The organism is Bradyrhizobium sp. PMVTL-01 (genome assembly GCF_051861855.1).
Taxonomy (GTDB): Bacteria; Pseudomonadota; Alphaproteobacteria; order Rhizobiales; family Xanthobacteraceae; genus Bradyrhizobium.
This window is the reverse complement of the sequence record NZ_CP193982.1, coordinates 3,441,403-3,463,068: the sequence shown is the minus strand read 5'-3', so window position 1 is coordinate 3,463,068 and position 21,666 is coordinate 3,441,403. Positions and strand designations below refer to the sequence as shown.

At 64.6% G+C, this 21,666-nt stretch carries 17 protein-coding genes and 2 riboswitches; of the genes, 11 read left to right on the top strand and 6 right to left on the bottom strand.

The window, feature by feature from the left end; translation table 11 throughout:
- Positions 1 to 222: 222 nt before the first annotated feature.
- Together ACRQ5Q_RS16425 and ACRQ5Q_RS16420 are read left to right on the top strand one after the other, a co-directional pair.
- Positions 223 to 1,473 carry a multidrug effflux MFS transporter gene (locus ACRQ5Q_RS16425; RefSeq protein ID WP_439398917.1) on the top strand — a complete coding sequence of 417 codons (1,251 nt, stop codon included), beginning with the start codon at positions 223 to 225 and terminating at the stop codon, positions 1,471 to 1,473.
- A gap of 53 nt (positions 1,474 to 1,526) precedes the next feature.
- Positions 1,527 to 1,667: a hypothetical protein gene (locus ACRQ5Q_RS16420; protein WP_439369002.1), complete on the top strand. Its 141-nt coding sequence runs from the start codon at positions 1,527 to 1,529 to the stop codon at positions 1,665 to 1,667.
- Positions 1,668 to 1,674: 7 nt separating this feature from the next.
- Here ACRQ5Q_RS16420 and ACRQ5Q_RS16415 read toward each other — a convergent pair whose 3' ends face one another.
- The 3 genes from ACRQ5Q_RS16415 to ACRQ5Q_RS16405 all read right to left on the bottom strand — a co-directional run bounded on the left by ACRQ5Q_RS16415 (position 1,675) and on the right by ACRQ5Q_RS16405 (position 6,883).
- Positions 1,675 to 3,270: a glycosyltransferase family 39 protein gene (locus tag ACRQ5Q_RS16415; RefSeq protein WP_439399820.1), complete on the bottom strand. Its 1,596-nt coding sequence runs from the start codon at positions 3,268 to 3,270 to the stop codon at positions 1,675 to 1,677.
- Positions 3,271 to 3,498: 228 nt separating this feature from the next.
- Positions 3,499 to 5,106 (bottom strand): ABC transporter substrate-binding protein, encoded by a 1,608-nt coding sequence (locus ACRQ5Q_RS16410; protein WP_439369003.1) that lies wholly within the window; start codon positions 5,104 to 5,106, stop codon positions 3,499 to 3,501.
- A 169-nt stretch (positions 5,107 to 5,275) separates the two neighbouring features.
- A complete protein-coding gene (locus tag ACRQ5Q_RS16405; protein WP_439369004.1) occupies positions 5,276 to 6,883 on the bottom strand; it encodes an ABC transporter substrate-binding protein in 1,608 nt (535 codons plus the stop codon).
- A gap of 267 nt (positions 6,884 to 7,150) precedes the next feature.
- Between ACRQ5Q_RS16405 and ACRQ5Q_RS16400 the strand changes: the two genes are divergently transcribed.
- The 9 genes from ACRQ5Q_RS16400 to ACRQ5Q_RS16360 all read left to right on the top strand — a co-directional run bounded on the left by ACRQ5Q_RS16400 (position 7,151) and on the right by ACRQ5Q_RS16360 (position 18,176).
- Positions 7,151 to 8,281 carry a M20/M25/M40 family metallo-hydrolase gene (locus ACRQ5Q_RS16400; RefSeq protein ID WP_439398915.1) on the top strand — a complete coding sequence of 377 codons (1,131 nt, stop codon included), beginning with the start codon at positions 7,151 to 7,153 and terminating at the stop codon, positions 8,279 to 8,281.
- Between the two features lie 95 nt (positions 8,282 to 8,376).
- Positions 8,377 to 8,481, top strand: a riboswitch (glycine riboswitch).
- A 1-nt stretch (position 8,482) separates the two neighbouring features.
- Positions 8,483 to 8,592: riboswitch (glycine riboswitch) on the top strand.
- 65 nt (positions 8,593 to 8,657) lie between these two features.
- On the top strand, positions 8,658 to 9,959 hold the full coding sequence (locus tag ACRQ5Q_RS16395; RefSeq protein ID WP_439398913.1) for a D-amino acid dehydrogenase: 1,302 nt from the start codon (positions 8,658 to 8,660) through the stop codon (positions 9,957 to 9,959).
- Between the two features lie 182 nt (positions 9,960 to 10,141).
- Positions 10,142 to 11,083 (top strand): ABC transporter permease, encoded by a 942-nt coding sequence (locus tag ACRQ5Q_RS16390; RefSeq protein ID WP_439369008.1) that lies wholly within the window; start codon positions 10,142 to 10,144, stop codon positions 11,081 to 11,083.
- Between the two features lie 17 nt (positions 11,084 to 11,100).
- Positions 11,101 to 11,988, top strand: a complete 888-nt coding sequence (locus tag ACRQ5Q_RS16385; RefSeq protein WP_018647026.1) for an ABC transporter permease — start codon at positions 11,101 to 11,103, stop codon at positions 11,986 to 11,988.
- Between the two features lie 127 nt (positions 11,989 to 12,115).
- Entirely contained in the window at positions 12,116 to 13,765 is a 1,650-nt protein-coding gene (locus ACRQ5Q_RS16380; RefSeq protein ID WP_439398911.1) for an ABC transporter ATP-binding protein, read from the top strand.
- Positions 13,766 to 13,975: 210 nt separating this feature from the next.
- Entirely contained in the window at positions 13,976 to 14,512 is a 537-nt protein-coding gene (locus tag ACRQ5Q_RS16375; protein ID WP_439369013.1) for an MlrC C-terminal domain-containing protein, read from the top strand.
- A gap of 13 nt (positions 14,513 to 14,525) precedes the next feature.
- Positions 14,526 to 15,689 (top strand): M20 aminoacylase family protein, encoded by a 1,164-nt coding sequence (locus ACRQ5Q_RS16370; protein ID WP_283025492.1) that lies wholly within the window; start codon positions 14,526 to 14,528, stop codon positions 15,687 to 15,689.
- Between the two features lie 2 nt (positions 15,690 to 15,691).
- Positions 15,692 to 17,113: an amidase gene (locus ACRQ5Q_RS16365; protein ID WP_439398909.1), complete on the top strand. Its 1,422-nt coding sequence runs from the start codon at positions 15,692 to 15,694 to the stop codon at positions 17,111 to 17,113.
- 172 nt (positions 17,114 to 17,285) lie between these two features.
- Positions 17,286 to 18,176 (top strand): crotonase/enoyl-CoA hydratase family protein, encoded by an 891-nt coding sequence (locus ACRQ5Q_RS16360; RefSeq protein WP_439398907.1) that lies wholly within the window; start codon positions 17,286 to 17,288, stop codon positions 18,174 to 18,176.
- 98 nt (positions 18,177 to 18,274) lie between these two features.
- Here ACRQ5Q_RS16360 and ACRQ5Q_RS16355 read toward each other — a convergent pair whose 3' ends face one another.
- The 3 genes from ACRQ5Q_RS16355 to ltrA form a co-directional block, all read right to left on the bottom strand.
- Positions 18,275 to 19,252, bottom strand: coding sequence for an NADPH:quinone oxidoreductase family protein (locus tag ACRQ5Q_RS16355; RefSeq protein WP_439369018.1), 978 nt, complete (start codon positions 19,250 to 19,252; stop codon positions 18,275 to 18,277).
- Positions 19,252 to 19,860 (bottom strand): 2-hydroxychromene-2-carboxylate isomerase, encoded by a 609-nt coding sequence (locus ACRQ5Q_RS16350; RefSeq protein WP_439369020.1) that lies wholly within the window; start codon positions 19,858 to 19,860, stop codon positions 19,252 to 19,254. The genes ACRQ5Q_RS16355 and ACRQ5Q_RS16350 overlap by 1 nt, the downstream gene beginning before the upstream one ends.
- Before the next feature lie 68 nt (positions 19,861 to 19,928).
- Entirely contained in the window at positions 19,929 to 21,308 is a 1,380-nt protein-coding gene (gene ltrA, locus ACRQ5Q_RS16345) for a group II intron reverse transcriptase/maturase (RefSeq protein ID WP_439368145.1), read from the bottom strand.
- Positions 21,309 to 21,666: the final 358 nt, after the last annotated feature.

Here is a 21,666-nt window from a genome sequence, read left to right as displayed (position 1 = left end):
ACAATGGACAGGATGCGTTGCGGATTCATCTCCCCGGCGCGGCGTCCGCAATCTCATGGTGAATGACTGGTTGCCGGCGCGCCCGCGGGCGCCGCCGCCGGGTGACGGGCGACCTCACCAACTCGTGTCCGCCTTCGTCCCGCCTGACAGCCATCCCGAAACATGGGTTGTGCGTCGCAGCATGGACGCTAGAAAAAGCCCTGAATTTCAGAGGTGAGCTTCTTGTCCGACGTCAATGCCGACGGCTGGGTGTCCTCCGGACATCGGCCCATGGGGTTTCCCGAATTCGTCATCGTGATCGCGTCCATCATGGCGCTCAATCCGCTCGCGATGGACATGATGCTGCCGGCGCTGCCCAATATAGGGGCCGCGTTCAAGATACCCGTGGCCAATCATCTCCAGCTGGTGCTGTCGACCTTCCTGGTCGGCTTCGGCGCCGGCCAGTTCGTCATGGGCCCCTTGTCCGACCGCTTCGGCCGTCGCCCGGTGCTGCTCGGCGGCATGGCGGTCTATGCGGTGGCGAGCGTGCTGGCGGTCGCCGCGCCTTCTTTCGAGACGCTGCTGCTGGCGCGCGCGCTGCAGGGGCTCGGCACCTCGGCAACGCGCGTGATCGCGACCTCGATCGTTCGCGACTGCTATGTGGGCCGCCGCATGGCGAGCGTGATGTCGCTCGCGATGATGGTGTTCATCGCCGTGCCCGTGATCGCACCGTCATTCGGACAGGCGGTGCTGCTGGTGACCGCCTGGCGCGGCATCTTCGTCGTGCTGATGCTCTACGGCCTTCTCGCGCTCGCATGGTGCGTGCTGCGGCTGCCCGAAACCCTCCCCGAATCGGAACGCCGGTCGCTCGCGCCCGCCGACGTGCTCTCGGCCTTCCGCCAGACCGTCACCAACCGCCAGACCATCGGCTATGCGACGGCCGCGGGCAGCGTCATCGGCGCGCTGTTTGCCTATGTGTTCTGCGCCCAGCAGGTCTTCACCGACATCTATCATCTCGGCCATTACTTCCCGCTCGCCTTCGCTGCGATCGCGGCCGGCACGGCTGTGGCCGGCTTCCTCAATTCCCAGCTGGTCGGGCGGCTCGGCATGCGCGTGATCTCGCACGGCGCGCTGACGCTCTACGCGGTGGTGGCAGGGTTGATGCTGCTGACGGAGATCCTCGGCGTGCTGCCGCTTGCGCTGTTCATGGCGCTCTCGGCGCTGATGATGTTCTCGTTCGGCATGATGGTCGCGAACTTCACCGCGCTCGCCATGGAGCCGCAGGGCCACATCGCCGGGACCGCTTCATCGCTGTACGGCTCGATCACGACCCTGATCGGCATCGTGGTCGGCATGGCGATCGGCCAGAGCTTTGACGGCACGCTGCTGCCGTTCTCGGTCGGCTTCTTCCTGTCGACCGTGGCGGCGCTTGCGATCGTGCTCGTGGTGGAAAAGGGACGGCTGTTCAAGCCGCATCATCGACCCGTGGCGTAGGAACTTCGCGGCGGCCTCGATGTTGTACTGCAGCAATTCGAAAGGCCGCTGCTATGGAACTGGAACTCCGCAAAGACCACCACGCCTCGGAGCCGACCGACTCGAAGCGTCCCGAGCCGAATGCGGAGCAGGCCGCGTTCACCGCGCCTTTCGCCAGCGAAGGGCTCGAGCAGGTGCGCGACAGTCACTGTTGAGCGCGCCCTACTTCGGAGCCCGCCTGCTGGAGCTGAAATCCTCGGCAGGGCTCTGCGGTGCCCCGCTTCTTCCACGCGGCGGCACCATCAGCACCACCACCTCACGCGTCAGGCCCGGCTTGCCCCAAAGCGTTGCCTGCACCGCGAACTCGGGCTTGACGGAATGCTCGGCGCGCGAGGACAGCCCCTCCATCCAGAGAGTGCAATGGTCCTGGTCGCGGAAACAGAGCGCAGCCCAGCCGCGGTCCAGCGTCGTCCCGCTGGGTAAGTCCCAGCTGTATTGATATTCGAACGGCCGTGCATAGCGCGGATGGTCGGGGCTGTAGAATGCGGTCGCGAACGCCAGTGAATCGTCACCGCTGACGGCGCTCAGCGGCTCGCCGGTCAACTCTCGCCATTGACGGGTCAACTCGTTCGCCATCTGCGCGTAGAAATTCCGCCCTTCTTCATAGCCGTTGTCGTTGCGATAGAAGGCATGGATCGGGGCCGCGACCAGAACCGCGGCGAGCGCGACGCCAGCCACGATCACCGTGAGGTTGACGGTGTAGAAGCGCTCGATCGGATAGCCGGTGCCGCAGACGATGAGCACGACGAACAGGAACAGCCCCTGCGACGCCCACAGCGAAGGCAGATCGGTTCCGAACGCGAGCGACGTCAGCACCGGCAGTGCGATCGTTCCGATCGCAACGTAGAAGAGAAGTCGCAGGCCCGGGCTCATCGCGGCGAAGTCGGCCTGGAACTGCTTCAGCCGCGTTCCGGCGATCAACGCCCAGCACACGGCCGACACGCTCATGGCCGCCGCCAGCCCCAGCAGGAAGTTTTTGACCTCGCTGAGCGAGTTCACGACGTTGCCGTTTGCGTGGGCCAACGCGTAGGAGAAGGCCGATGCGCCCGTCGTCGCGAGCCAATACAGATGTGGCGACAGCACCGCGAGACCGACGACGACCGAGATCCAGGGCGATGCAGAGGAGAAATAGGCGCGCCGCCGCGAATGCGCCAGCGCGGCAAAGGCGAAGCTCGCGACGAGGAAGATAGAGTAATATTTGCCGACCATCGCCAGCGCCGTCGTGCATCCCGCCGCAATCGCCCACAGGGCGGTGCGGGTCTCGAACGCGCGGAGGAAGCACCCGGTCGCCAGCGGCCAGGTCGCAAGCAGCACCGCATTCGCGTTGAAGCGCTGGGCGTGGAATTGATAGGCCGGCGTCAGCATCAACAGCAGCAGCACCAGCACGCGCTTGTGCCCGGTCACGAACTGCCGTGAGATCAGATCGACAAAGAACAGCGCGAGTCCGGCATTGGCCATCGCCATCAATTGCAGCGACCAATCGCTGAGCGGAAACAGCGAGGTCCACGCCGCCGCAACCCACCCCATCAACGGCGGGTGCTTGTGATAGCCGAAGGCGAAATTCCGCCCCAGCGTCCAGGCCTCGAGCGTATCGGGATGCAGGCCGCTGCCGGCATAGGCGATGGTGAGATAGAGCGTCCACATCGCGACAAAGCAGGTGATGAGAAGCGGCACGGCCCAGCCTGCCTCAATGCCATCGAGCCAGCGCAGGAAAGGCCAACGCCAGCGCGCCGGCGCTCGATCGGAGCGTTCGGCCATCGCCTGGAATGCAAAATCGAACGGCACGGGAATCAAATGGGACAAGGAAGTGATGTACGAGGACGACACATCTATTTCAGGATGGAAACAAATAGCAACAATTGGAAACTGGAACAGTTAAAAGGCGTCTCCCTTCTCAGTGAGAAGCTCAACAAAGGGCAACGGCGCCGCTGGTGACAGCGGCGCCGCATAATGATCCGGACGACAGGTGCGAGAAACGCCCTCGCCTTACTCCGTCTTGTCGATGTTCCAGAACACCGGGGTCGCCGGGCCGTCGAGCACGCCCGTGAGCGACTTCCGCCACGCGCTCGGCGCCTGATATTGACCCAGCGGCATGTAAAGCACCTGGTCATAGGCCTCCTTCTGAATCTCGGCCGCGATCTTCTTCCGATCCTCCGCCGAGGACGCGCGAACGAAGGCATCCTTGAGCTGCTCGATCCTGGCGTCTTCCGCCCAGCCGAACCAGCCGCCCTTCTTTCCCTGCCCGCCGACGGCGACGTTGGAGATCGGGTTGTCCGCGTCGGCGCTGACCCAGTTGGTAATGAACATGTTCCAGCCGCCCTCCTTCGGGGGCTTCTGGCTGGCGCGCCGGCTCACCACCGTCTGCCAGTCGGTCGCCTGCAGGTCGACCTTGAAGCCGGCCTCGCGCAGTTGCTGAGCCACCACGATCGGTTGCGCCTTCAGCGTCAGCACGTCACCCGGCGCCATCAGCACGACCGGGGTCCCGTCGTAACCGGACTCGGCGAGCGCCTTCCTGGCCGCAGCCATGTCGCCGCCCTTCGCGAGGGTCTCGCCGCCAACATCTGTCGCGAACGGGGTGTCGCAAATGAAGGCCGCAGCGCAAGTCTTGTAGTATTTGGGATTGCCGATCAGCGCATCGAGCACGTCCTTCTGCTTGACCGCCAGGAATGCGGCGCGGCGGACCTTGACGTTGTCGAACGGCGGATGAAGGAAGTTCATCCGGGCGCCCGTCTGGAATCCGAACTTGTTCAGGATATCGATCTTGAGATCCTTGTCGGCTTCAATGGCGGGCAACATTTCGATGGCGGGAAATTCCATGAAATCGATGTCGCCCGACTGCAGCGCGTTCAACGCCGTCTGCGCGTCCGGCATCGTGATCCATTCGACGCGGTCGACCTTCACCACCTTGCCGCCGGTGGTCCAGTTCGCCGGCTCCTTGCGCGGCACGTAATCGGTGTTCTTGACGTAGACCGACTTCACGCCGGGCTGGAATTCACCCTGCACGAACTTGAAGGGACCGGAGCCGATCTGCTCGGGGATCTGCTTGTCCACCGGCGTCTCGGCAAGACGCCTCGGCATCATGAAAGCGACGCGCGAGGACGGCTTGCCGATCGATTCCAGCACGAGCGCGTAGGGCTCCTTCAGCTTCAGCGTGATGGTCTTGGGATCGGTCGCCTCGATGCCGGCCGTGAACAGCATCATCTGCTGCCCCATCCCGTCGACGGCGGCCCAGCGCTTCAGGGAGGCGACGCAGTCTTCCGCCGTGACGGGCGTGCCGTCATGCCACTTCAGACCGTCGCGAAGCGTGAAGGTGTAGGTCAGCTTGTCGTCGGAGATCTCCCAATCCGCCATCTGCGGCTGGATCTTGAAGTTCGAATCCGTCGAGATCAGCGTGTCATAGACCATGTAGCCATGGTCGCGCGAGATGTAGGCGCTGGTGAAGATCGGATCGAGGATGCGCAGATCCGAATGCATCACGGCAGTGATAGTCTTGCCTGCGGCGAGAACCGGCGAGGCCAGCGCGGAAAGGGCCGCCACCGAAAGCGCAAGCCTTGAAGCGAACGCGAGACGTCCCCGGCGCATCAGTTGGAACATCGAAGGTCTCCTGACGGTTCTTTTGGCAGTTTTCTTTGGCAGTTCTCTTCGCCGTTCTCTTCGCAGTTCTCTTGGCAGTTCTCTTGGCAGTTCTTCCGGCAAGCGGCGCCGCCGATGACGGCGGCGCCGCGCGATGGTCGAAGCGAAAGGCGCGAGAAGCGCCCTCGCCTTACTCCGCCTTGTCGACGTTCCAGAACAGCGGCGTTGCCGGACCGTCGAGCACGCCGGTGAGCGATTTGCGCCAGCCGCTCGGCAGCAGATACTGCCCGAGCGGGATGTAGATCACCTGCTCATAGGCTTCCTTCTGGATGTCGGCTGCGATCTTCTTCTGCTCGTCGACCGAGGAGGCGCGGACGAAGGCGTCCTTGAGCTGCTCGATCTTGGCGTCTTCCGCCCAGCCGAACCAGCCCTTCTTGCCCTGGCCGCCGATCGACAGATTGGCGATCGGGTTGGAGACGTCGGCCGCGACCCAGTTGGTGAAGAACATGTTCCAGCCGCCCTCCTTCGGCGGCTTCTGGCTGGCCCGGCGGCTCACCACCGTCTGCCAGTCGGTTGCCTGCAGGTCGACCTTGAAGCCGGCCTCGCGCAGCAGCTGGGCCGCCACGATCGGCTGCGCCTTGAGCGTCGTGACGTCGCCAGGAGCCATCACCACAACCGGGGTGCCGTCATAGCCGGACTCGGCGAGCGCCTTCTTGGCCTCTGCCATGCCGTTGCCCTTCACCAGGGTTTCGGCGCCGATTTCGGTCGCGAACGGGGTGTCGCAGACGAAGAACGCGCCGCAGATCTTCTGGTACTTGGTGTTGCCGACGAGCGCGTCGAGAACGTCCTTCTGGTTCATCGCCAGCAAGGCAGCACGGCGCACCTTCACGTTGTCGAACGGCGGATAGAGGAAGTTCATCCGACCGAGCGTCTGGAAGCCGAACTTGTTGGAGACCTCGATCGTGAGTTCCTTGTTCGCTTCCAGCACCGGCAGCATGTCGTAGGGAAGATTTTCCATGAAGTCGATGTCGCCCGACTGCAGCGCGTTCACCGCGGTCTGCGAGTCCGGCATCGTGATCCACTCGACGCGGTCGACCTTCACCACCTTGCCGCCGGAAGTCCAGCTCGCCGGCTCCTTGCGCGGCACGTAATCGGTGTTCTTGACATAGACCGCCTTCACGCCGGGCTGGAATTCGCCCTGCACGAACTTGAAGGGGCCCGAGCCGATCTGCTCGGGGATCTGCTTGTCCGGCGGTGTCTCGGCAAGACGCTTCGGCATCATGAAGGCGACGCGCGAGGACGGCTTGCCGATGGAGTCGAGGACGAGGCCGTAGGGCTCCTTCAGCTTCAGCGTGATGGTCTTGGCATCGGTCGCCTCGAGGCTCGCGGTGAAGTCCCAGAGCTTCTGGCCCATGCCGTCGACCGCCGCCCAGCGCTTGAGCGAGGCGACGCAGTCTTCCGCCGTCACGGGCGCGCCATCGTGCCACTTCAGGCCGTCGCGCAGCGTGAAGGTGTAGGTAAGCTTGTCGTCGGAGATCTTCCAGTCCGCCATCTGCGGCTGGATCTTGAAATTCGAATCGGTGGCCACCAGCGTGTCGTAGACCATGTAGCCGTGGTCACGCGTGATGTAGGCCGTGGTGAAGATCGGGTCGATGATGCGAAGGTCGGAATGCATCACCGCGGTGAGGGTCTTGCCGGCCGCAAGCACCGGCGAGGCCAGTGCGGTTGAAAGCGCGACGACCGACAGCGCAAGTTTGGAGGTGAACGCGCGAGGCCCCCGGCGCATGAAGTTGGACATAAAAGTTTCTCCTGACGTGAAACTGGTCAAAGGCAGGTTATTGGTTGAGCATCCGGTTCGTTCCTTGGGCGAACTAACCTCATGCAATGCCTTTATCTTTTCGAGACTTGCAGACAGTGTTGAGCGCGTCAATCCGGTTTCGTCGCAAGCCCTCGCGGCGCGCGCACGGGCTCCACAAACATCGGTTTGGCTCTACAACGCTCTCCACTTGTCCTGCCGCGCCGATGCAATGCGCGTTCCATCTTTCGCAGCTTGAGAGACATTGAAATGAATCCAGCCAATCTTCCCTTCGATTCCGAGGCCATGCTCGCGGGCCTGCGCACCTGGGTGGAATGCGAGAGCCCGACCTGGGACGCGAACGCGGTGAACCGCATGCTCGATATCGCAGCGCGGGACATGGCGATCATGGGTGCGACGATCGAGCGCATCGCCGGTCGTCAGGGTTTTGGCGGCGTGATCCGCGCGCGCTTTCCGCATCCGAAACAGGGCGAGCCGGGGATCCTGATCGCCGGTCACATGGATACCGTCCACCCCGTCGGCACCATCGAGAAGCTGAAATGGCGGCGCGAGGGCGGCAGGTGCTACGGCCCCGGCATCTACGACATGAAAGGCGGCAATTATCTCTCGCTGGAAGCGATCCGGCAGCTGGCGCGCGCATCGTTCACGACGCCGCTGCCGATCACCGTGCTGTTCACGCCGGATGAAGAAGTCGGCACCCCTTCGACCCGCGACATCATCGAAGCGGAAGCCGCGCGCAACAAATACGTGCTGGTGCCCGAGCCCGGCCGCGCCGACAACGGCGTCACCACCGGACGTTACGCCATCGCACGTTTCAATCTGGAGGCGACGGGACGGCCGAGCCACGCCGGCGCGACGCTGTCGGCGGGACGTTCGGCGATCCGCGAAATGGCGCGGCAGATTCTCGCAATCGACGCGATGACGACGGAGGACTGCACCTTCTCGGTCGGCGTCGTGCATGGCGGACAATGGGTCAATTGCGTTGCCACGACCGCGACCGGCGAGGCGCTGTCGATGGCCAAGCGCCAGGCCGATCTCGACCGCGGCGTCGAGCGGATGCTGGCACTCTCGGGCACCAACAACGACGTCACCTTCAAGGTCACGCGCGGCGTGACGCGGCCGGTGTGGGAGCCGGATGCGGGCACCATGGCGCTGTATGATAAGGCGCGCGGCATCGCCAAATCCCTCGGCGCGGAATTACCCCATGCGAGTTCCGGCGGCGGCTCCGACGGCAATTTCACCGGTGCGATGGGCATTCCGACTCTCGACGGCCTCGGTGTGCGCGGCGGCAACGGCCACACGCTGGAGGAGTTCATCGAGGTTGATAGCCTCGTCGAACGCGGGCGCCTGATGGCGGGATTGCTCGCGACGCTGGAGTAAGTTGAATCAACTTCGCACTGCACAATGCATTGGCAGGTGCGGTCTAAATTTAGCCTTGTCTAAAAATGAGGCGTATCGTACTGCTCGATGGTCCGCGCGACGATGCGGGAGAGATCGCGGCGAAGGTTTTCGGCTTTCGTTGCGGCGCCGACGGAGCAACCGCCCCGGAAACTCTCAGGCAAAAGGACTGTGTCGTCAGGACAATCTGGAGAGAGGCGACGCGATTTCAGGCAATCGTGACGTCCACCGAAGGGGATCGTCCGTTGCGTGATCCGCAGCGGATCAAGCTCTCAGGTACCCGTGACAGATGGGGCGCCGCCAACGGCCTTTGGCCGGCGGTCAGCCTATCCTAACTCACGGGAGCCCCGAACCTGCCATGACCCATATCGCCATCATCGGCGCCGGCATCACCGGCGTGACGACCGCCTATGCCCTGCTCGAACGCGGCTACAGAGTAACGGTCCTCGACAAGCACCGTTACGCCGCGATGGAGACATCGTTCGCCAATGGCGGACAACTCTCGGCCAGCAATGCCGAAGTGTGGAACAGCACCGCGACGATCCTGAAGGGCCTGCGCTGGATGTTCCGGCGCGATGCGCCGCTGCTGATGAACCCGCGGCCGAACTGGCACAAATATTCGTGGATGAGCGAGTTCGTCGCCAACATCGGCAACTACCGCGCCAACACGATCGAGACCACCCGGCTCGCGATCGAAGCCCGCAAGCATTTGTTCGAGATCGCGGATCGCGAAGGCATCGACTTCGATCTCGAGCTCCGCGGCATCCTCCACATCTATCACGACAAGACCGGTTTCGAGTCCGGCCTGCGCGTCAACGCGCTGCTGCAGGAAGGTGGCCTCGATCGCCGTCCGGTCACGTCGGAGGAGATCCGCGCGATCGAGCCGACGCTGCGCAAAGCGTACTATGGCGGCTTCTACACGCCGTCGGATGCGACCGGCGATATCCACAAGTTCACCCGCGGACTTGCGGACGCCTGCAAGCGGCGCGGCGCGACCTTCATCCACGAAGCCCATATCGATTCAATCGCGCGCGCCGGCAGCGGCTTCGTGCTCGGCTGGGCCGATCTTGCTGCAAGCGATGCCCTCGCCTCCGCGCGCGGCATGCTGAAGGCGGACGGGGTCGTGGTCTGCGCCGGCGTCGCCAGCCGCCACTTCGCCGCCCTCCTCGACGATCGCATCAACGTCTATCCCGTGAAGGGCTACTCGATCACCGTGCAGCTCGACACTGCCGAGAGCCGCAACGCGACGCCGACCGTGAGCCTGCTCGACGAAGCCGCCAAGATCGTCACCAGCCGGCTCGGCGCAGATCGTTTTCGGGTGGCCGGCACGGCCGAGTTCAACGACTTCAATCGCGATATCCGAGCCGACCGCGTGCAGCCGCTGGTCGACTGGGTCCGCAGCAACTTTCCCGCCATCGAAACGTCGCGCGTCGTGCCCTGGGCCGGGCTGCGCCCGATGATGCCGAACATGATGCCGGTGGTGCGCGCAGGGAGGATACCGGGCGTGTTCTTCAATACCGGCCACGGCCATCTCGGCTGGACCCTGTCGGCCGCGACCGCGCAGATGATTGCCGGGACCATCGACGGCTGGCGTGGGCTCAATGCGCCGCCGACCGTGCCGTCACTTGGGGTTGAGCGCGAGCTGCGTCATGCATCCTGACTGGTTCCAATCGGGCGCTGGGCGGCCTCTTGCGACCGCCTTGCCCTTGGCACACAATTTGCCCCGAAAGACCGGCATCTCCGGCCGGCTTTCCCAGCCCGAGTGACAGGCGCGCATGATAGACACGTTCGAATCCACGGGCGGCCCAGGGCCCCGCAAGTTCCGCAGCCGGAGATAGGTGCATGCTAGGTTATCTCATTCGCCGCGTTCTGGCTGCGGTGCCCGTGATGGGCGTCGTCGCGCTGTTCGTGTTCCTGCTGTTGCGGCTGACGCCGGGCGATCCCGCCGCGATCCTCGCCGGCGACAATGCCACGCCCGAACGGCTCGAGCGGATCCGCGAATCGCTCGGCCTCAACGAGCCCCTGATCGTGCAGTTCATCACCTGGGTGAACAAGCTGCTGCACGGCGACCTCGGAACGTCGCTGATCTCCAACCTGCCGGTGATGAAGATGATCGGCCAGCGCGTCGAGCCGTCGATCTCGATCGCGCTGTGCACCATCATCCTCGCCGTCGTCGTCGCAGTCCCCTTGGGCGTGATCGCCGCGTGGAAGCACGGCACCTGGATCGACCGCTTCGTCATGGGGCTGTCGGTGCTCGGCTTCTCGGTGCCGGTGTTCGTGGTCGGCTATGTCCTGATCGAGATCTTCGCGATCGATCTGCGCTGGGTACCGGTGCAGGGCTTCCGCAGCATCTTCAACGGCTTCGGTCCGTTCTTCGAGCGCATGATCCTGCCGACCTGCGCGCTGTCCTTCATCTACATCGCGCTGATCGCGCGCATGACGCGCGCGGCGATGCTCGACGTTCTGGGCGAGGACTATGTCCGCACCGCGCGTGCGAAAGGCATCAACGAAGTCGCCGTGATGATGCGGCATGCGCTGCGCAACGCCGCCGTGCCCGTGATCACCGTGATCGGCACCGGCTTTGCGCTGCTGATCTCCGGCGTCGTCGTCACCGAAAGCGTGTTCAACATCCCCGGCATCGGGCGCCTCACCGTCGATGCGGTGCTGGCGCGCGACTATCCGGTGATCCAGGCGATGATCCTGCTGACGTCGCTGATCTACGTCGTCGTCAATCTTCTCATCGACGTCGCCTATACCCTGCTCGATCCCCGGATCCGGTACTGAGGCAAGGACAAGAACAAATGTCGGTCGATACCCTTCCCCAGTCGTCCATTCCGATCACGTCGCCGCTGCGGCCGCGCTTCGGATTCCTCACCTCGACGCCGATCATCGCGACGGCGACGTTCCTGCTCGCCCTGATCGTGGTGATCTCGATCCTCGCGCCGCTGATCGCCCCGCATGATCCGATCCAGCTCGCACCGTCGCAGCGATTGAAGCCGGCCTCGGCGCAATTCCTACTCGGCACCGACGCCTACGGACGCGACCTGTTGTCGCGTGTGGTCTATGGCGGCCGCATCTCGCTGCTGATCGGCATCGGCTCGGCGATCCTGTCGATCGTCATCGGCCTTTCGATCGGCCTCGTCTCCGGCTTCTTCAAGCTGGTCGATTCCGTGATGATGCGCATCATGGACGGCCTGATGGCGATGCCGAGCATCCTGCTCGCGATCGCGGTGGTCTCGCTGTCCGGAGCCAGCATCTGGACCGTGCTGATCGCGATCACGATCCCCGAGATTCCGCGCGTGGCGCGCCTGGTCCGCTCGGTCGTGCTGTCGGCGCGCGAGGAGCCTTACGTCGAGGCCGCGATCTCGGTCGGCTCCAGCCTGCCGAAGATCATGTGGCGGCACCTGATGCCGAACACGATCGCGCCGCTGATCGTCCAGGGCACCTATGTCTGCGCCTCCGCGATCCTCACCGAGGCGATCCTCTCCTTCCTCGGCGCCGGCATCTCGCCGGAGACGCCGACCTGGGGCAACATCATGGCCGAGGGCCGCCAGTACTTCCAGATCAAGCCCTCGCTGATCTTCTGGCCGGGCCTTTTGCTTTCGATCGCCATCCTCAGCATCAACCTGATCGGCGACGCCGCCCGTGACGCCCTCGATCCCCGCATGAAGCAACGGGAAGGGAAGTGATTTGTTTCGCCGGCCCATCCCCTTGTTCCGTCATTGCGGGCGAAGCGAAGCAATCCAGTCTGCCTCCGCGGAAAGATTCTGGATTGCTTCGTCGCTTCGCGCCTCGCAATGACGACGGAGTGACCTGATGACCAACCCCGTTCTCGACATCAACAACCTCGTCGTCTCCGTCGGCAAGAAGCCGAAGGGCGCGAACATCATCGACGGCATCTCGATCCAGGTGCACGAGCGCGAGACGCTGTGCCTCGTCGGCGAAAGCGGCTCGGGCAAGTCGGTGACCTCGCTCACCACGATGGGCCTCTTGCCGAAGGGCACGCTGGTACCGACCTCCGGCAGCGTCAAGCTGGTCGGCGAGGAGCTGCTCACCGCGACCGACCGCCGCCTGCGCCAGCTCCGCGCGACGCAGATGGCCATGATCTTCCAGGAGCCGATGACCGCGCTCAATCCGGTGGTGCCGGTCGGCCGGCAGATCGACGAGGTGCTGCGCGCCCACACCAAGCTCGATGCGAGGGCGCGCAAGAGGCGCATCCTCGACATGATGGAGCAGGTTCGCCTGCCTCAGGTCGAGCGCATCTTCGCCTCCTACCCGCACCGTCTCTCCGGCGGCCAGCGCCAGCGCATCATGATCGCGATGGCATTGGTGCTGGAACCGAAGCTGCTGATCGCGGACGAGCCGACCACCGCGCTCGACGTCACCACGCAGAAGCAGATCCTGACCCTGATCCGCGACCTCCAGCGCGACCACGGCACCGCCGTGCTGTTCATCACGCATGACATGGGTGTCGTCGCCGAGATCGCCGACCGCGTCGCGGTGATGCGGCAGGGCCGCCTCGTCGAAACCGGCCCGCTCGAGACCGTGCTGCGCAATCCGACCATGGAGTACACCCGCAACCTGCTCGCCTCGGTGCCGAGCCTGTTGCCGCGGCCGCCCCGCGAGGAGAGCCGCGAGCCCGTGGTGCTCGAGGCCAACGAGCTCAGCAAGGTCTACAAGGAGCGCGCGTTCTTCGGCAAGGGCCGCGAAGTCGTTGCCGCCGACAAGGTCACGCTCACGCTGCGCAAGGGCCGCACGCTCGGCATCGTCGGCGAAAGCGGCTCGGGCAAGTCGACGGTGGCGCGCTGCATCGTGCGCCTGATCGACCCGACCTCCGGCGGGGTACGCCTCGCCGGCCGCGAGATCGCCGACGTCTCGCGCCGCCTGCTGCAGCCGCACCGGCAGAAGATCCAGATCGTGTTCCAGGATCCCTACCGCTCGCTCAACCCGCGCGTCACCGTCGGGGAGAGCATCGCCGAAGGCCCGATCAATTACGGCACCTCGCATGCCGACGCGATGAAGCGCGCCCGCGAGCTGCTCGAGCTCGTCGGCCTGCCGGCCGATGCGGTGTCACGCTATCCGCACCAGTTCTCCGGTGGCCAGCGCCAGCGCATTGCGATCGCGCGCGCGCTTGCGCTCGATCCGGACGTGCTGGTCGCGGACGAAGCAGTCTCCGCGCTCGACGTCTCGGTGCAGGCGCAGGTGCTGGAACTGCTCGACGAGATCCAGAATCGGCTCGGCATCGCCATCCTGTTCATCACTCATGATCTGCGCGTCGCAGCCCAAATCTGCGATGAGGTCGTGGTGATGCAGCACGGCCGCGTCGTCGAACAGGGCCCCGCCGCAGAGGTGCTGACGCATCCCAGGGTGGCCTACACCAAGGCGCTGCTGGATGCGGCGCCGGGGCGTAACTGGGATTTCGCGAACTTCCGGCCGGTGGCGGAAGGCGTGGCGGCCACGGCTTGATCCGCATACTCCGTCATTGCGAACGAAGCGAAGCTCCAGTCTGCCGCCGCGGAAAGATTCTGGATTGCATCGCTGCACTCGCAATGACGGCGACCGCTGCAAGCATTCCCAAAACAGCTTGAGGCCATGCGTGGCGCGATTGTCTGCCTTGCTTGCGCTTGCCGCAAAGGCGGGTAACGTCGCGGCATTCTTTGTCTGGGACTGGAATTGATGACACGTATCGCCGTCGGCGGCTTCCTGCACGAGACCAACACCTTCGCCCCGACCAAGGCGACCTTCGCGGACTTCCAGCATGGCGGCGGCTGGCCGGCCATGACCGAAGGTGCCGATGTCCTGAAGGTCATGCGCCGCATCAATGTCGGCCTTGCCGGTTTCGTCGACAGCGCCGAGGCGAACGGCTGGGAACTCATCCCGACCATTGCCTGCGGCGCGAGCCCGATGGAGATGGGTCCCTCCGCGGCCTTGCGCATCGACAACGTCCGCGTCGTCGTCTCCTCGCACAAGGCGCAGCTCGCCGATCAGGCGATGTACCGCTATGTCGGCATCGAGCCGACGCAGGAGAAGATCCTCGTCAACAAGAGCTCGGTGCACTTCCGCGCCGATTTCGAGCCGATCGCAGAGAAGCTGATGATCTGCGCCGCGCCCGGCGCGATGCCGGCCGACACTGGATCCCTCCCCTGGACGCGGCTGCATCCAGGCATCCGCATCAAGCCGAACGGACCCGTTTTCAATCCTCCTTCACGCTAACCGGACAGGACACATGCCCACAATCGACCGCATCGACGGCTACGCCGACGAACTCACCGCCATCAGGCGCGACCTTCACGCCCATCCCGAGATCGGCTTCGAGGAAGTCCGCACCTCCGGCATCGTCGCCGACAAGCTGAAGAGCTGGGGCATCGAGGTGCATCGCGGTCTCGGCGGCACCGGCGTGATCGGCGTCATCAAGGGCAAGGGTTCGGGCGGCAAGCGCATCGGCCTGCGCGCCGACATGGACGCGCTGCCGATGGAAGAGAACACCAATCTGAAATGGAGCTCGAAGATCCCCGGCCGCTTCCACGGCTGCGGTCATGACGGCCACACGACCATGCTGCTCGGCACCGCGCGCTATCTCGCCGAGACCAGGAACTTCGACGGCACCGTGCATCTGATCTTCCAGCCGGCCGAGGAAGGCCTCGGGGGCGCCCGCGCGATGATCAAGGACGGCCTGTTCGAGAAGTTTCCCTGCGACGAGCTCTACGGCCTGCACAACGCGCCCGATCTCAACCACGGCGAGATCGCGATCCTGCCCGGCCCGGCGATGGCCAGTGCCGACTTCTTCGACCTCCGCATCACCGGCTACGGTGCCCATGGTGCGATGCCCGAGCGCTCCAAGGACGCGGTAATCATCGCGACCACGTTGGCGCAGGCGATCCAGACCATCGTCAGCCGCAACGTCGAGCCGCTGCAGGCCGCGGTCATCTCGATCACCCAGATCCATGCGGGTTCCGCCTACAACGTCATCCCTGGCGAAGCCCATCTCTGCGGCACCATCCGTACCTTCTCGAATGAAGTCCGCGCCCTGATCGCCGAACGCATCCGCACGATCTGCGCCGGCATCGCGGCCGCGTATCAGTGCACGATCGAAGCCGACATCCGCGACACGTTCGGCGTGCTGGTCAACCAGGTCGAGCAGTCCAAGGTGGTCGAGGAGGTCGCGCGCACCATCGTCGATCCCGCCAACGTGATCACCCGGGCCCAACCGAAGATGGGCAGCGAGGATTTCGCCGACATGCTGCAGACCATTCCCGGCGCCTATTTCTGGGTCGGCCATGACGGATCGGTGCCGGTGCACAATCCCGGCTTCGTGCTCGACGACAAGATCCTGCCGATCGGCGCCAGCATGTTCGCCCGGATCATCGAGACGCGCATGCCGGTGAGCTAGCAATGCACAAGAAGACCCCTGAGGAAGCGGTCACCTCACTGCACGATCTGTCCGCGGTCGACCTGATCGCGGGCTATCGCGCGAAACAGTTCTCGCCGAGCGAGGTGCTGGAGGACGTGTTCGCGCACGTCGCTGCGTGGGAACCGCATCTGAAGGCGCTCTATGCGTTCGACCCCGACGCCGCGCGCGAGGCCGCAAAGGCCTCGACCGCGCGCTGGACCGGCGGCGAGCCCTCTGGCCCGCTCGACGGCGTGCCTGTCACGGTGAAGGACAACATCGCGACCAAGGGCGTGCCGGTGCCGCTGGGCGCGGCCAGCGTCAAGCTGGTGCCGGCCGAGAGGGACGCACCGCCCGCCGCGCGGCTGCGCGAGGCCGGCGCAGTCATCTTCGCGAAGACCACCATGCCCGATTACGGCATGCTGTCGTCCGGGCTCTCCAGCTTCCACGCGCTCGCGCGCAACCCCTGGGACCTCAGCAAGAATCCGGGCGGCTCCAGTGCGGGCGCTGGCGCCGCGGCCGCGGCCGGCTATGGTCCCCTGCATCTCGGCACCGATATCGGCGGCTCGATTCGCCTGCCCGCAGGCTGGTGCGGCCTCGTCGGCCTGAAGCCGAGCTTTGGCCGCGTGCCGATCGATCCCACCTATGTCGGCCGTGTCGCCGGTCCCATGACCCGCACCGTCGATGATTGCGCGCTGATGATGAGCGCGATCGCCAAGCCCGACCGGCGCGACGGCATGAGCCTGCCGGCCGAGCCGCTGAACTGGAAGGGCTTGGAAAAATCTCCACGAAAACTGCGCATCGGCCTGATGCTCGATCCCGGCTGCGGCCTGCCCTTGGAGAAGCCGGTGCGCGAGGTCGCGGTGAAGGCCGCGAAGGCATTTGAATCCGCAGGCAGCGTCGTGACCGAAGTCGACGGCATCCTCACCCGCGAGATGCTCGACGGCCTCGACAATTTCTGGCGCGCCCGGATGTGGGACGATCTGTCGAAGCTGACGCCGGCCGAGCAGGCCAAGGTGCTGCCCTATATCTTCATATGGGGCGAGTCCGGCGCGAAGCTCTCAGGCGTGGATGTCATCCGCGGCTTCAACCAGACCATGGCGATCCGCGCGGCGGCGTCAAAGCTGTTCTGCGAGCTCGACTACGTGATCTCGCCGACCGCCCCGAACGTGAACTATCCGGCGGAGTGGGCCTCGCCGACCAACGATCCCATGAAGCCGTTCGAGCACATCTGCTATACCGTGCCGTGGAATATGTCGGAGAACCCGGCGGTCTCGATCAACGGCGGTTTCGACGCCAAGGGTTTTCCAATCGGCGTGCAGATCGTCGGCCGCCGTTTCGACGACATCGGCGTGCTCGGCATGGCCAAGGCATTTGAAGGCCTGCGCGGCGCGCAGCGGCCCTGGCCGAAGCCGCCAGGGCAGTAAGACGCTCTCGTCATCCGGGGAAGCGCGCCCTTTAGGCGCAAGCCCGAATGACCTGAGACAGGTAGCATGCGGAGCCTCTTGCTTACCCTCCTCTGGAGGGCCTCCAGGGCAGGGTAAAGAAAACTCGAGCCCTGCCATCTGCGCAGCGAAAAACCAAAGGAAGGAAACCACCATGGCGTATGAGACGATCAAGTACGAGGTCGCCGAGCAGATCCTCACCATCACGCTGAACCGGCCCGACAAGCTCAACGCCTTCAACGCGCAGATGCAAGCAGAGCTGATCGACGCGTTCGACGCCGCCGACAAGGACGACAATGTCCGCGCCATCATCGTCACCGGCGCCGGCCGCGGTTTTTGCGCGGGCGCCGATCTGTCGTCGGGCGCCGACACGTTCGATCGCGACGCGCGGCGCGGGCCCGTCAAGCGTTTTGCCGACGGCAAGGTCGACTACAGCGACCCGCAGGTCCGCGACGGCGGCGGCCAGGTGACGTTGCGCATCTTCAAGTGCCTCAAGCCCGTCATCGCAGCGGTGAACGGCCCCGCGGTCGGCATCGGCGTCACCATGCAGCTCGCGATGGACATCCGTATCGCCTCGGAGGCTGCACGCTTCGGCTTCGTGTTCTCCCAGCGCGGCATCGTGCCGGAGGCGGCCTCGAGCTGGTTCCTGCCGCGCATCGTCGGCATCTCGCAGGCGCTGGAATGGTGCTATTCGGGACGCGTCTTCCCGGCGCAGGAAGCTCTCGCCGGCCGCCTCGTCAGCAAGGTCGTTGCGCCGGACGATCTGCTTCCCACCGCACGTGCATTGGCAAAAGAGTTCACGGCCAAGACCGCGCCGGTATCGGTGGCACTCATCCGCCAGATGATGTGGCGCATGATGGGCGCCGACGATCCCATGGAAGCCCACAAGGTCGACAGCCGCGGCATCTATGCGCGCGGTCGCTCTGAGGACGTGAAGGAAGGCGTGGTGTCATTCCTGGAGAAGCGTCCCGCACAGTTCAAGAACAAGGTCTCGACGGACATGCCGGACTATTTCCCGTGGTGGACGGAGCGGGACTATAAGTGACGCTCTCAAGGGTGGGCAAAGGCGCCCTTGCGCCGTGCCCACCATCTTTCAACATTGGCAATGGTGGGCTCGCTTGGCTTTGCCATCCTACGGCACCGTCACTCCATCACCAGCGCCACACGCCCGATCGCCTTGCGCTCGATCAGCAGCCGCATCGCTTTTGCATAATCTTCCAGCGGCAATCGGTGCGAGACGTTGGGGCGCAGCTTGCCCTCCTCGGCCCATTGCAAAAGCGCCTTCAGGCGGACCTCGCCGAGCGCAGGGTTCTTCCGCACCGCTTCGCCGGCGCGCACGCCGAGCACGCTTGCGCCCTTGATCAGCAAGAGATTGGTCCTGGCCGAGCCGATGCCGCCGGTGAAGCCGATCACCAATAGCCGTGCGCCCCAGGCGATGCAGCGCATCGAGTCTTCGAAAACCTGCCCGCCGACGGGATCGAAGACGACATCGGCGCCGCGGCCATCGGTGATGCGCTTGACGGCATCGCGAAACGGCTCGCGGTCGTAGCGCACGAGATGATCGGCGCCGCGCGATTTCGCGATCGCGAGCTTCTCGTCACTCGAAGCCGTCGCGACCACGGTTGCGCCCAGCATTTTGCCGATCTCGACGGCGGCAAGGCCGACACCGCCGCCGGCGCCGTGCACCAGCAGCACCTCACCCGGCTCGACCCGGCCGCGATCGATCAGCGCATGATAGGCGGTGCCATGACCGGCCAGATAGGCCGCAGCCTCCGCGTAGTCGAACGTGGACGGCTTAGGCGTGAGCTGCGCCGGCGTCACCACGGCTTCATCGGTGAAGGCGCCATGGCGCATCTTGACGATGACCTTGTCCCCGACGGCAACGCCCCTCGCCTCCGCGCCGACCTCGGTGACATCGCCGGCAGCTTCCATGCCAGGCGTGAATGGCAGCTCGGGCTTGAGCTGATATTCACCGGCCGCCATCAGCACGTCGGGAAAATTCAAGCCAGCGGCGCGGATGGCGACGCGCACCTCGCCCGGCTTCAGCGCGCGCGACGGAAACTCCTCCAGCCGCAAGGTCTCGGGCGCACCAAGCGCGCGGCAGACGACAGCGCGCACCATCAGGCCGCGCTCGCCTTGCTGCGCTGAAGTGCCTCACGGATCAGCGGCAGGCGGTCGTTACCAAAGTACATGTCGGTCTTGTTGACGAAGACCGTCGGCGAACCGAAGCCGCCGCGCGCCACGACCTCCTCCGTATTGGCCTTGAGTTGGTCCTTGATGCCCTGCTCGGAAATGCCGGCAAGGAACTTCTGCGCGTCGATGCCCACCTTCCTGCAGATCTCGGCCAGCACCGTGTCCTGCGAGATGTCCTTGTCGTCGCCCCAATAGGCCTCGAACACGGCGGTTGCGAACGGCACCATGTCCTTTCCGAGCCAGATGCAGCCGCGCATCGCCTTGACGCTGTTCACCGGAAACACCGTCGGCGGCATCTTGATCGACAGGCCTGCCGAGCGCGCCCAGTCGGCGAGATCCTTTTTCATGTAGCGCGCCTTCAGCGGCACCGGCTTCTCGCGTTGCGCGTAGACGCTGGGGTTGACCGTGTTGAAGATGCCGCCGACCAGGATCGGCCGCCAGACGATCTCGGCGCCGAGCTCTTTCGCCAGCGGCTGGATGTTGTGGAAGGCGAGATAGGTCCAGGGGCTGGAACAGTCGAAGAAGAATTCGATCATGGCGTCTCCTTGTTACGTTAGTCGCGCTCACCTCGTCATTGCGAGCGCAGCGGTCGCGGTAGGGACGCTCATTGCTGGGCGCCCCCCGCACAGATCCGTACGTGCGGCTTTCCCGCATACGGCTCCCACCTCGGGTGAGTAGCGGTGAAGCGTGTTCGGGGCCAAGGATGGAGGATTTGTGGCTTGGGGAGCAAGTCGGAGGCAAGCCGCGCGACCCGCTGCCACGTGGTCCCGTCAATCTGGCTGCGGCGCCGAAGCATCCGCCTCCATTGTTCGGTGACGAAGTAGCGGAAGGCGCTGAGCGCTCGGCTGTTGGTCGGTACCGCGTGGTAGTTGAAGTACCCGGTAACGACCTGCCGCAGCCATTTGCCCTGTTCGAGCACCGACTGGTGCATACGCCGTCGCATTCCCTGCTTCACGGCTTGCAGTTTCGCCCGCATGCGGTCTTTGCGAGACTTGCGCCTGATCTGGAACTTGCCTTGCTTGGATCGGCTGCAGATGAAGGTGAAGCCGAGGAAGTTGAAGGTCTCCGGCTTGCCGAGCCCGCGCCGCCTGCGGTTGTCCTCCGCATGACGTCCGAACTCGATCAGCCGGGTTTTCTCAGGGTGCAGTGACAGCGCGAACTCCTGCAGCCGTTTGCGCAATTCTTCGAGGAAGTGCCGGGCCTCATTCTCATGCTCGAAGCCGACGATGAAGTCGTCAGCGTAGCGCACGATGATCATGTCACCCGCGGCCTCGCGCCGTCTGAAGCGTTCGGCCCACAGATCGAGGGCATAGTGCAGGTAGATGTTGGCAAGCAGCGGCGAGATCACCGCCCCTTGTGCCGTCCCCTGTTCGCTGACCCTGACCGTTCCTTCTTCGAGAACACCCGCCTTGAGCCATTTGCGGATCAGACGGATGATACGCTGGTCGCCGGTCCGATGTTCGACGAAGCGGATGAGCCATTCCTGGTCCACCATGTCGAAGAACGAGCGGATATCGGCGTCAACAATGAAGTTCACCCGCCGGCTCTCGATTCCGACCAGCAGCGCATCCATCGCATCGTGCGCGCTGCGCCCGGGCCGGAACCCATACGAGAACCCGAGGAAGTCCTCCTCGTAGATCGCGTTGAGCACCGTAGCGGTTGCCCGCTGAACGATCTTGTCCTCGAGGGACGCAATCGCCAGCGGTCGCTGCCGCCCATCCTGCTTCGGGATATGGACCCGCCGCGACGGCTGCGGCCGGTACGCTCCCCGGTGAACACGAGCATGCAGGTCCTCAAGATTGGCCTTGAGGTCTTGCTCGTAGTCCCGCCACATCATTCCGTCCACACCCGGCGCGGCATGCTTCTTCAGCGCGAAGAACTCCGCCTCGAGCAGTTCAGGCGTGATGTGGTGAAGCAGCGCAGTGAACCTCTCCTTCTTCCTTTCCCTTGCAGTTCGCCGTATGCGTTCCAACGCCTGTGTCACGCTTGTCCGGCTCGGCGTCCGGGGCGTGCTTTGCTGGTCCGCATTCCCCTTGGTCGCGGCCCTTCGCTCCACCAACTCCTCCGCGGATCGCTCCGCTTCGTTCGCAGGCTTCGACGCTACTACGGCCGCGTCCGACTTCCCGCATCCGTTCGTCATCGGCTTTGGCTCCTCGCCTTCCCGATGCGGACCTTGGGGGCATGTTGCCATCGGTCAGATGCGGGACCTCCCAGGTTCCGACGCGGTCCTTTGCTGCGTGATGGGGTCTTCGACCACGGCAGAGCGTCAGCGCCTCGCATAACGGCGCCGCACATGTTGCCTTCGACGTTGCTTACCGGCTCGGCCTCTGCGAGTTTCTGTC